Annotated in this window: 11 protein-coding genes and 1 pseudogene; 9 read left to right on the plus strand and 3 right to left on the minus strand. The window is 39.1% G+C overall.

Annotated features, from left to right (window positions below):
- Nucleotides 1–818, minus strand: an 818-nt coding sequence (locus tag HP439_RS14820; protein ID WP_172391119.1) for a DUF819 family protein, incomplete at its 3' end; no start/stop codon positions are given.
- A 118-nt stretch (nucleotides 819–936) separates the two neighbouring features.
- On the opposite strand from HP439_RS14820, the gene HP439_RS14825 reads away from it, so the two are divergent.
- Entirely contained in the window at nucleotides 937–2,214 is a 1,278-nt protein-coding gene (locus tag HP439_RS14825; RefSeq protein WP_172391120.1) for a Gfo/Idh/MocA family protein, read from the plus strand.
- 7 nt (nucleotides 2,215–2,221) lie between these two features.
- Nucleotides 2,222–3,292 (plus strand): Gfo/Idh/MocA family protein, encoded by a 1,071-nt coding sequence (locus HP439_RS14830; RefSeq protein WP_172391121.1) that lies wholly within the window; start codon nucleotides 2,222–2,224, stop codon nucleotides 3,290–3,292.
- Between the two features lie 124 nt (nucleotides 3,293–3,416).
- On the opposite strand, the gene HP439_RS14835 is transcribed toward HP439_RS14830, so the two are convergent.
- Nucleotides 3,417–4,040, minus strand: coding sequence for a 7-carboxy-7-deazaguanine synthase QueE (locus HP439_RS14835; RefSeq protein WP_172391122.1), 624 nt, complete (start codon nucleotides 4,038–4,040; stop codon nucleotides 3,417–3,419).
- Between the two features lie 430 nt (nucleotides 4,041–4,470).
- Between HP439_RS14835 and thrS the strand changes: the two genes are divergently transcribed.
- The 4 genes from thrS to rplT all read left to right on the plus strand — a co-directional run bounded on the left by thrS (nucleotide 4,471) and on the right by rplT (nucleotide 7,647).
- Complete coding sequence (gene thrS, locus HP439_RS14840) at nucleotides 4,471–6,396, plus strand: threonine--tRNA ligase (RefSeq protein ID WP_172391123.1); 1,926 nt, start codon at nucleotides 4,471–4,473, stop codon at nucleotides 6,394–6,396.
- Between the two features lie 47 nt (nucleotides 6,397–6,443).
- Complete coding sequence (infC, locus tag HP439_RS14845) at nucleotides 6,444–6,968, plus strand: translation initiation factor IF-3 (protein WP_425501373.1); 525 nt, start codon at nucleotides 6,444–6,446, stop codon at nucleotides 6,966–6,968.
- A 34-nt stretch (nucleotides 6,969–7,002) separates the two neighbouring features.
- The gene (gene rpmI, locus HP439_RS14850; RefSeq protein WP_172391125.1) at nucleotides 7,003–7,203 is read left to right on the plus strand and encodes a 50S ribosomal protein L35; all 201 of its coding nucleotides are present in this window, start codon (nucleotides 7,003–7,005) and stop codon (nucleotides 7,201–7,203) included.
- Between the two features lie 99 nt (nucleotides 7,204–7,302).
- The gene (rplT, locus tag HP439_RS14855) at nucleotides 7,303–7,647 is read left to right on the plus strand and encodes a 50S ribosomal protein L20 (protein ID WP_172391126.1); all 345 of its coding nucleotides are present in this window, start codon (nucleotides 7,303–7,305) and stop codon (nucleotides 7,645–7,647) included.
- Between the two features lie 179 nt (nucleotides 7,648–7,826).
- On the opposite strand, the gene HP439_RS14860 is transcribed toward rplT, so the two are convergent.
- On the minus strand, nucleotides 7,827–8,576 hold the full coding sequence (locus HP439_RS14860; RefSeq protein WP_172391127.1) for a lysophospholipid acyltransferase family protein: 750 nt from the start codon (nucleotides 8,574–8,576) through the stop codon (nucleotides 7,827–7,829).
- Nucleotides 8,577–8,858: 282 nt separating this feature from the next.
- Here HP439_RS14860 and HP439_RS14865 point away from each other — a divergent pair, with 282 nt between their 5' ends.
- From HP439_RS14865 to HP439_RS14875, 3 genes and pseudogenes are all read left to right on the plus strand, one after another.
- Nucleotides 8,859–9,395: an RNA polymerase sigma-70 factor gene (locus HP439_RS14865; protein ID WP_172391128.1), complete on the plus strand. Its 537-nt coding sequence runs from the start codon at nucleotides 8,859–8,861 to the stop codon at nucleotides 9,393–9,395.
- Nucleotides 9,392–10,372 carry a FecR family protein gene (locus tag HP439_RS14870; RefSeq protein WP_172391129.1) on the plus strand — a complete coding sequence of 327 codons (981 nt, stop codon included), beginning with the start codon at nucleotides 9,392–9,394 and terminating at the stop codon, nucleotides 10,370–10,372. The genes HP439_RS14865 and HP439_RS14870 overlap by 4 nt, the downstream gene beginning before the upstream one ends.
- Before the next feature lie 4 nt (nucleotides 10,373–10,376).
- Nucleotides 10,377–11,239: pseudogene (locus HP439_RS14875) on the plus strand (carboxypeptidase-like regulatory domain-containing protein); the annotation flags it as partial.

Genomic DNA, 11,239 nt, shown 5'->3' on the forward strand with positions numbered 1-11,239 from the left:
GAAAAGGTTTCCAGCTGTGGGAAATGAGCTTGCATGTACTCTGAAATAGGGATTGCTAAAAAAGAAGCTAAACCTGTACCACCTAATGCTAATGAGAGCATAATGATGATATCTTTTGTTTCAGGTATTCGGCTGTTTGTTTTTGATAAGTGATCCATTCGCTGAGTCAGTTCATCAACATCGGTCGTATCTGCTTTGAAAAATTTATCGACTTTCTTCGTGTTTGCTGCGCCGTACAGTAAAAGAGCCATCCACAAATAAGCAACTAAAGCGTCGACAGCGATTATTGACGAAAAAAGTTTTCCGGAGGGTTGTAAAATCTCGCGTATTGCAACTTGGTTAGCACTACCGCCGATCCATGATCCTGCTAAAGTCCCCAGGCCACGCCATACAGCGTCAGGACCGACTCCACCCACGACTTCAGGCGCCACAAGTGCCGTGAGCCAGACAGCGATTGGACCTCCTAATACAATGCCAATTGTCCCAGTGATAAACATAAGTCCTGCACGTTTACGCAAGTTCCATAACTCGCGTAAGTCCAAATTTAACGTAAAAAGAATCAAACATGCGGGAAGAAAGAAGCGGCTTCCTATGCTTGCCAGAGGAGAATTCGCCCCGTCTATAACATGGGTAGAATTTAAGATTCCTGGCACGAAATAACATAACAGCAACGGTGGAATAACGGAATAAAAGCCTTTAATATATTTGTTGTCAAGGCTTGAAGTATAGAAAACGATACCTAACACCGCCATCAATAATCCAAACGTTGCTGCATTATCTTTGATTAGCGGTGTAATATCTTTGATAGCATCTTGCATAATCTTAGGGATATTGTTAATTTGTCGTGAAATTATACAATTATTCCTTATGGACAATTGTTTTTTTATTATTCTTGCATGAGGATGCAAGAATTTTTCTAAACCGTAAATTATACGCATGACTAGTAGACGAGAGTTTTTGAAAACAAGTGGAGTAGTTTTAGGAGCTGCCGCGTTTGACACACCATTAAGTGCCGCCGGTTTGGCCCCGAAGAATAAAACATTAAATGTAGGACTTGTGGGTTGCGGAGGACGTGGGACGGGTGCAATATTTCAAGCCCTGCAGGCCGATCCCGATGTGAAAGTGACCGCACTTGCCGATGTGTTTGGTAATAATTTGCAACAAACACTAACCGCCCTAAAGGGAAAATACGGAGAGAGAGTCGATGTTCCTGAGGATCGCGCATTTGTTGGCTTTGATTCCTATGAGAAATTAATAAAATCTAATGTAGATGTAGTTCTTTTATGTACTCCACCCAGTTTTCGTCCTGCTCATTTAGCTCTTGCTATAAAAGAGGGGAAGCATGTTTTTTGTGAAAAGCCGGTTGCGGTCGATGTTCCGGGGATACATATTGTTCAGGATGCTGTGAGGTTAGCAAAGCAGAAGAAGCTTTGCGTGATGAGTGGTTTTTGTTTTCGCTACTCCTTTCCTAACCGTGAATTAGTTTCAAGAGTTCATCAAGGAGCAATCGGGGATATCCACGCTATCTCAACGTTTCGCTTAGGGGGTGAATTGAGTTATAGGGAGCCAGAGCCAGGAAGTTCGGAATTGGAACAACAAATTAGAAACTGGTTTTATTACCAGCGTTATTCGGGCGACATGATTGTAGAGCAAACCGTCCATAGTATTGATTTCATGAATTGGATACTGAAAGAGAGAGTGCCGACTAAAGTAACAGCAATGGGCGGCCGTCAAAGTCGTCCATGGAATAAGTTTGGTAATGTCTATGATCATTTTAGTGTCGAATATGTATATGAAGATGGGTTTAGGGGATTCCATTTTGGCCGTCAACAAAATGGTACCACACCGCGGAATACAATCGAGGCATTTGGGACAAAGGGTCGGATTGACGTCGCTTTGAATACCAGTTATGAGATTTTTGGAGATCAGCCTTGGAAAAATTCCGAGCAGTTGAATAATATGTATCAAACCGAACATGACGAATTATTTAAAGCGATCCGTGAAAATCGAGTGATAGATGATGGGGATTATATGGCAAACTCGACTTTGATGGCAATCTGGGGGCGCGCCTCAGCATATTCAGGAAAGACTATCTCATATGATGAGATCATAAACTCGGAAGAAGTATTGGGACCACCGGTAGAAAACTATGTTTGGGATATGGAGGTTGATAAACTCCCAATTGCAAGACAAGGTGTTTATAAATTCGTATAGATAAAAAATGGCGAAAATTAGAATATTAGTGGTGGGATGTGGCAATATGGGAGCCTCTCATGCAACCGCTTATCACCGATTAGATGGGTTTGAAATCGTAGGTTTAGTTTCACGGGGTGATAGCAAAATCAAAGTGAATGAACGATTAGATGCAGATTATCCATTATTTGATAATTATTCTGTAGCGCTCGAGCAAACGAAGCCTGATGCAGTCTGTATTTCGACATATCCCGATACACATGAACGATACGCATTAATGGCGTTTGAAAGAGGAGCCCATGTTTTTATCGAGAAACCGATCGCCGATAGTGTGTTAGGAGCCGAACGGGTTGTGCAGGCGGCAAAGAATTCTGGTAAGAAACTGGTGGTGGGGTATATATTACGTTATCACCCGTCATGGATCAAATTTATCGAAATCGGACAGTCACTAGGAACACCATTGGTATTCCGAATGAACCTTAATCAACAAAGTCATGGGTATATGTGGGATGTTCATCGTAATTTAATGAATAGTTTGAGCCCTATTGTAGATTGTGGTGTGCACTATATTGATGTCATGTGTCAAATGACTGTCGCGAAACCTACTCAAGTTTATGCGATAGGCGCGCGGCTTACGGAAGATATTCCAGTCTCCAATTATAATTATGGGCAATTGCAAATTCGTTTTGACGATGGGTCCGTTGGTTGGTACGAGGCAGGATGGGGGCCTATGATTAGTGAAACCGCATTCTTTGTGAAAGATGTAATTGGACCAAGGGGTTCCGTATCAATTGTTGCTAATAACGCTGCTTCGACTGGTAATTCTGATTCCGTAGAGGCGCATTCCAAAACCGAATCTTTGCGTGTGCATTACGCGGATATCGACGAGACCAATAATTTCATACAAAACGATCAATGGATTGATCTTTCCGATGAGCCTGATCATCAAGAACTTTGTACTAGGGAGCAACAGTTCTTTTTACGAGCTATTACCGAGGATCTAAATCTATCCAAATCTATGCAGGACGCGATTAATAGTTTGCGGATTGCTTTTGCGTGTGATGAGTCTGTGCGTAGTGGTGAAGTTGTAAAACTTTAGATTCCGGATAGGTAGAGAATATATAAAAAGGTGGACTGTCTGACGTTTCTATATATCATACAAATCGTTATTGTTCTGCCTCTTCTCTTAGAAAATGTCGAAACTTAAAGACTGTTTATGGCTTCTATGGAATATTTAGATATTTGTGTGTTTGTAAAGATATCTCCCATTTTGGATTTTCTTTTACATATTCGATAATATCAGGCGTCATTTCGGCAGCTTTAGACCATTCAGGTTGTAGATAAAGTTTACAATTCTTGCTAACAAACTGTGCATGTTCTTCTGCCCATTGAAAATCGCTTTTGTTGAAAACAATTACTTTGAGTTCACCGGCGGCATTTAACACGTCGGGCCGAGGTCCTTTAAATTTCTTGGGCGATAGGCAAATCCAATCCCAAAATCCCGAAAGAGGATATGCACCAGAGGTTTCAATGAATGTTTGAATCCCCTCTTCTTTTAATTTTTTTGTAAGATAATCTAAATTATAAAGAAGAGGTTCCCCGCCAGTTACGACAACTGTTTTTGCAGGATGAAGTTTCGCATGTTCAATGATTGTATCGGCCGAGGTTAACGGGTGGAGATTGGCGTCCCAACTTTCTTTAACGTCACACCAATGACAACCTATGTCGCAACCTCCTAAACGTATAAAATAAGCAGCCTTTCCTGTGTGATACCCTTCTCCCTGTATCGTGTAAAATTCCTCCATTAGGGGGAGGAGACTTCCGTCTTCTGGAACCTGATTTGACATTCTTTGTAATTTTCGAGTACAAAGGTACAAAAAAATAAAGTGCACAGAAAGTTTGATTCACGATACTATTATTGAAGCAAAAATAAATGTGGTCGTAATGCACAATAGATATGGTCAAACAATCGATTAGTATCCTAATACATATTAGGATTCATTAATGTAGCGCTCGAGGTCATAACAGCATTACTACTTCGCTTTATAGGGGCTTAATTGATCACACGAAAGCAAGTATTTGGGATCTGGTCGATATATTTATGATTTAGCTGGTTCCTTCGCTAAGGTTTGCCTATCTTTGAGCTTTAATTCACGCGCTCGTATTTTGGTGTTCGTCATTAGCTTTATCTAATTAATTCGATACTTTTCGGTACGCTTGTATGTGCCGATTTTACGTAGTGCATTTTATTTATTAATTTAAAAATCATATTTGTTGATGATTAACATTACATTACCTGACGGATCAGTACGTCAGTTCGAAAAAGGAACTACTGCAATGCAAGTTGCATTATCCATTTCTGAAGGTCTTGCGAGAAACGTGTTGGCAGCGGAAGTGAATGGCGAAGTTTGGGATGCAACTCGCGGGATTGAGGAGGATGCAGCAGTTAAACTTCTCACTTGGAATGACGATAAGGGAAAGTCTACCTTTTGGCATTCATCTGCGCATTTATTAGCCGAAGCACTCGAATCCTTGTATCCAGGCGTTAAGTTTGGAATAGGTCCCTCAATTGAAACAGGATTCTATTACGATGTTGACTTCGGCGATCGCGAATTTTCTTCCGATGAGTTTAAACAGATAGAAGATAAGATGTTGGCATTAGCTAAGCAAAAGGAAGTGTTCGATCGTAAGGCAGTTTCAAAAGCTGATGCTTTAGCGTATTTTACAGAGAAGGGTGACGAATATAAACTAGATCTTATTAAAGATTTGGAAGATGGGAAAATAACGTTTTACTCTCAAGGAAATTTTACTGATCTCTGTAGAGGCCCACATATTCCACACACCGGGGTAATCAAGGCGATAAAATTGACAAACGTTGCAGGAGCATATTGGCGCGGTGATGAAACACGCAAACAGTTGACCCGTATCTATGGCGTCACTTTTCCAAAGGCATCAGAATTAACAGAATATCTAAAGTTTATTGAAGAGGCCAAGAAAAGAGATCACCGTAAATTAGGAAAAGAACTTGAACTGTTTGCTTTTTCTGAAAAAGTTGGAGCGGGCTTACCTTTATGGTTACCAAAAGGAGCAGCATTGAGACAGAAATTACAGGATTTTCTTCAACGTGCGCAGATTAAAGCGGGCTACGAACCGGTTGTAACACCACATATCGGGCATAAGCAATTGTATGTAACATCAGGCCACTATGAAAAATACGGTGCTGATGCATTTCAGCCTATTCATACGCCTGTGGAAGGTGAAGAGTTTTTCTTGAAGCCGATGAATTGTCCGCATCATTGCGAGATCTATAAAACAAAGCCTCGTTCTTATAAAGACTTACCAGTTCGATTCGCTGAATTTGGGACGGTTTATCGTTATGAGCAGTCTGGTGAACTACATGGTTTAACGCGTGTTCGTGGGTTTACTCAGGATGATGCTCATCTATTTTGTCGCCCCGATCAAGTAAAAGAGGAGTTTAAAAAAGTTATCGATTTGGTTCTTTACGTGTTCAATGCGTTGGGATTTGTAGATTTTACAGCTCAAGTTTCTCTTCGTGATCCAGAAAATCGTACTAAGTACATCGGTACAGATGATAACTGGAAATTTGCTGAGCAAGCAATAGTAGAGGCTGCTGAAGAAAAAGGCCTTCCTACTGTGGTTGAGTATGGGGAAGCTGCTTTTTATGGTCCGAAACTTGATTTTATGGTGAAAGATGCTTTAGGGAGGAAGTGGCAATTAGGAACCATTCAAGTGGATTACAACCTTCCGGAGCGTTTTGAACTTGAATACACGGGTAGTGACAATCAAAAGCATCGCCCTGTGATGATTCACCGTGCGCCATTTGGCTCTATAGAGCGTTTTGTTGCTGTTTTAATTGAACATTGTGCTGGTCAATTTCCGTTATGGCTTGCTCCTGAGCAATTTATCGTCTTGCCAGTGTCAGAAAAATATGAAGAATATGCGAAAAATCTTTTAGAATCGCTAAATAATTCCGATATTCGCGGACTGATTGACCATCGTGATGAAAAGGTGGGACGTAAGATTCGTGACGCGGAGGTTAAGAAGATCCCTTATATGTTGATTGTAGGGGAAAAAGAGATGGAGAGTGGCACAGTTTCTGTTCGTAAACACGGATCTGTAGAAGTTGGGACGATGAGTCCAGAAGATTTTAAGGAATTATTAATTAAAGAAATAACCGTTTAATTTTAAAGTATTTGGCATTAAATAGAGGTGGTGGTTCTAGACCACCAATGAGAAAGAAAGAACCAGAACATCGCATTAACGAATTTATCAGGGTACCAGAGGTACGTTTGGTCGGCGATAATATAGAGCAAGGAATTTATCCAACTCGTAAAGCTATGGAGTTAGCCGATCAATTGGAACTTGATCTTGTGGAGATTTCGCCAAATGCGGTTCCTCCTGTTTGTAGGATTATTGATTACAGTAAGTTTATTTACGAACAGAAGAAGAAGCAAAAAGAAATTAAAGCGAACGCTAAGCAGACTGTAATTAAGGAAATTCGTTTCGGTCCGAACACAAGTGATCACGATTTCGAGTTTAAGCTTAAGCACGCGATGAAGTTTTTAGAAAGTGGAGAGAAAGTACGTGCCTATGTGCATTTTAAAGGTCGTGCTATTGTCTTTAAGGAACAAGGAGAGATTCTTTTGTTACGTTTTGCACAAGCGCTTGAAGACTACGGGAAAGTCGAATTGCTTCCAAAACTGGAAGGAAAACGAATGTTTCTTACTCTTTCTCCGAAAGCTCCAAAAAAATAAAGAGTCTAACAGATTGATATAAAAAAATAGGATTATGCCAAAAGTAAAAACCAATTCCAGCGCGAAAAAACGCTTTAAATTGACTGGAACAGGTAAAATTGCAAGAAAAAGTGCTTACAAAAGCCACATTTTGACGAAAAAAACTACAAAGCAAAAACGTAACTTAACACAAACTAGTTACGTAAATGATGCTGATTTAGGCAACGTAAAACGTATGCTTGCGATCGGTAAATAAGTTTTATCTCAATTTTTAATAAATATTTTTTGACCGGGTATGAGGTTGTAAGATTGCTGAAATACGTAGCGCCTAATACCAAACTAAATTTTAAATAATATGCCACGTTCGGTTAACGCAGTAGCTTCTAGAAGAAGAAGAAAAAGAATCTTGAAATTAGCTAAAGGCTATTTCGGATCAAGAAGCAAAGTTTATACTATTGCTAAAAATACAGTAGAAAAAGGTTTACAGTACGCTTATCGCGACCGTAAAACTAAAAAGCGCGAGTTTAGAGCTTTATGGATTCAACGTATCAACGCTGGAGCACGTCAACACGGAATTTCTTATTCTCAGTTGATTGGTAAATTAAATGCTAAAAATGTAGGTTTAAATCGTAAGGTTTTGGCTGATTTAGCTTTAAATAACCCCGATGCTTTTAAAGCAGTTGTTGACGCAGTAAAATAAAGTTTTAACCGTAATCAATTTGTTAGATACTTTAGAAGGAGCCTTTTAGGCTCCTTCTTTTGTATTTACTTTCCATACTCAAGGGAATTGGTGTACAGTCAACATCGTGAATATACGCCTAAATAACATACATAGTAAGTAAGATCTCATTGAGCTCCCAAAGCGATCAACGAGATCTTTTATTTCCAACGACGGTGGGACCAAAGCCACCAACTAGGGGAATGTTGAATACTTCCTTCCAGATTTCTTGTAAATTGTTTAGTAATCTCATTTTTCTCTGCTAGTGCGGCATTCTCAGTTATTGTTTGTATTGATATTGTCCAGGAATGGCTGCCTACTGGTCGTAATTCTAGGTATGCGACATAAGCATTGATTCGTCGAGCAATTGCTTCAGCACCAGTAAACATATAAGTAGGTTGATTAAGAAAAGTAAGAGATAACCCATTTTTATTCCCCGGATACTGGTCGGAAATGAATAACGTTACAGAAGACGTATCTTTTTGTTGAATTAATGTTCGTAGCGCCTTTGTCGATTCGATTAGACGTACACCAAATTGAGACCGTCGTTTTACGATTAACATATTAAATATTTTGTTTTTCAATGGTTTATATAACGCTTGAACAGGAAGTGACGTATGCATGGGTAGTCTGTTGAGCACTTCCCAGTTACCATAGTGCCCCAAGAGTAAGATAACTGGGCGGTTTAATGCTTTGATATTGTCGAAAAGATCGGCGGTTTGATTATCTACTATTAACTTGGTTCTATGGAAGAAAACAATCTCCCAAATTATTCGGGCAAAGTTTGTATAAAATTCGCCTATTCGCTGTTTAATTTCAAGGTAAGATAGGTCTGGGAATGCTCGTGATATATTCTGGATACAAATATCCTGTCTATATTTAAATACAAATTGGATTAGATAGCTTAACATTACTTGTTTTAAATTAGTCTGTTTTTAATTATTCGGAGGATGAATGAACCATGAATAACGATATTGCGATGACAAAACCTATAATTAGAAAAATAGTGCTAATTGCCGCTAAAACAATATAAAACATTGTGTACATAATCATCCTTTTAGATGTGACAATCTCTGCCAAGTTTACCCTTAATATTTTTTAAAATATGCTAAGGGTAACGAGTATAAAGATTGTCTTAAGTATGTAGCGGTTGTTAAAGAGCCAAGACCTCCGTTTATCTATAACTATTTAAAATGTTAGAAAATAAAGAGAAGAAATTTGAGTCAGCATTTCGATTACATTATCGGGAATTACATGCGTACGCTTTTAGGTTTGTCGAAGACATGGATATTGCCGAAGAAGTTGTTCAACAGGTTTTCTTGAACTTATGGGAAAGTGAATGGGAAAAAAAGGTTATAAGTTCATTGCGAGCGTATCTCTATAGATCTGTTCACAATTATTGTATGAATGTTTTGAGACGGGACAAATTGAAACAACAATATCAAGAATACCAGTCATACCATGGAGCACAAGAGCAAGAGTTTATTGAACGAGATACAGAACTTAAAATTAGACTATCTAACGCCCTTGCCATGTTGCCAGAGAAAAGTCGGACCATATTTGAGATGAGCCGATTTCAGGAGCTGAAGTACCAGGAGATTGCGGATTCATTGAAAATTTCTTTAAAAACTGTTGAGGGGCACATGTCAAAGGTGTTAAAGCACTTGCGTCTGCACTTGGCCGAATACTTAGCTATTTTTTGGATTTTATTAATCATGCATAAATTATGAAAAGAGAAATGATTATAAGATGTATCAGTGGAAATGGTACAACGCAAGAGTTAGCTCAACTACATGACTGGTTGAACGCGGATATAAAGAATGAAGAACAATATATAAAGATGAAGAAGGTTTGGGAGATAGGAGATATTAAGAATTCTGTTCCGCAGGTCGATGTTGATCAAGCGTGGAAGAATTTTATGGTGTTGCGAGAGCAACGGTATCAAGGTGGTGACAACTCCGTAATTATTCGCCGCCGTGACCGCCGACTTTGGTGGAATGCGGCATTGTTGATCGGTCTGCTTGGAATAGCAACACTTTGGTCAGTGTATAACGCGAATACAAACCATACAAATTTAGTGACAACTAATCAGATAAGAAGTGAAGTGCTCCCGGACGGAAGTAAAGTTACATTAAATAGAAATTCGGCATTAGATTATAATAAAAGTTGGTTATCCGTAGATAGGTCAGTTCGAATGGAGAAAGGTGAAGCTTATTTTGAGGTAAAGCCTGACGCAGAGCATCCATTTGTTATTCAGAGCGGGAATGCAAGGATCACTGTTTTGGGTACGAGTTTTCACGTTCGTCATGACGGCAATCAGACGCAGGTGATTGTCAATAGTGGCGTAGTAAACGTACGATACGGAAGACACGAAGCTATTTTAACGGCAAGTCAAGGCCTCACAATTTCTGATACGACCCGTCGAAAAGTCTCGGTAGAACCGGTTGAAGATCAATTATACCGGTACTATGTACATCAAGAGTTTATTTTCGAAAATACTCCGTTATCTAGGGTATTTAAAACATTTGAAAAAGCCTACGATGTCAGGTTTGTATTTGATAATCCTGAGGATCAGAATTTGCTTTTGACGACTACGTTCGAACAACAATCTTTGAGCGAGATGTTAAATGTAATTACAAAAACATTTAATCTAAAATTGAAAAAGATTGGCAACATATATCATTTTGAAAAGAAAAATGAAAATTAGAACTATGCGGGACATAAAGATTTTGATATATATAATAAAAAGAGCGAAACTGTTTGTCTTGACCATGTTTTTGATTTCAGGGTATATGGAGGCCTCTGGGCAAAACTTGCTTTCTGAATCGATTAATTTACCGTCGTATAAAAACACGACGTTGCGCGAAGTATTGAATGCAATGAAAAGTAACGACCAATTTGAATTTTCTTATAATAGTAGTTTATTAGATCTTGATAGTACGGTATCTAAATCATCGTTCAAAGGACGACGAATTGATTATTTGGAAGAGCTGCTAGGCGATGTTTATACTTTCAAGGAGACATCATCCCATATTATTATCACCTATGCCCCTCAACGGATGGAAGTCGTGGTAGAAATTGATCCAAAGGAGCGAAGTAAAACGGTTATCTCAGGCTATGTAAGGGATTTGAGAACGGAAAAAGCAATAGAACAAGCGAGTGTGTATGATAAGAGTTTTTCTTCCTCTGCGTTATCCAATAGAGAAGGTTACTTTCAGCTCGCTATTAAAAAACCCGAACAGATGGTGGCAATTGTTTTGAGTAAGACCAACTACAAAGATACCTCTGTAACGTTACTCTTGCCGGTAGAGGCTCTACATTTTGGTAAGAAAAAACATATCGGGTTTTACCAAGGGTATGATCAGGAGAAAAACCTATTTAGTAACACGTTTGGACGTTTTTTTACCAGTTCGAAACAGCGAGTACAGAGCATGAATTTGGGCGGAATATTTGCTTATAGCCCTATCCAAGTGTCTCTCGCCCCAGGTTTAGGAACTCATGGTTTTTTTAACTCTCAGATAGTTAACAATTTTTCTTTGAATCTGATAGGTGGCTCCACTGCGGGGGTGAAAGG

Source organism: Sphingobacterium shayense (assembly GCF_013179575.1).
Classification (GTDB): Bacteria; Bacteroidota; Bacteroidia; order Sphingobacteriales; family Sphingobacteriaceae; genus Sphingobacterium; species Sphingobacterium shayense.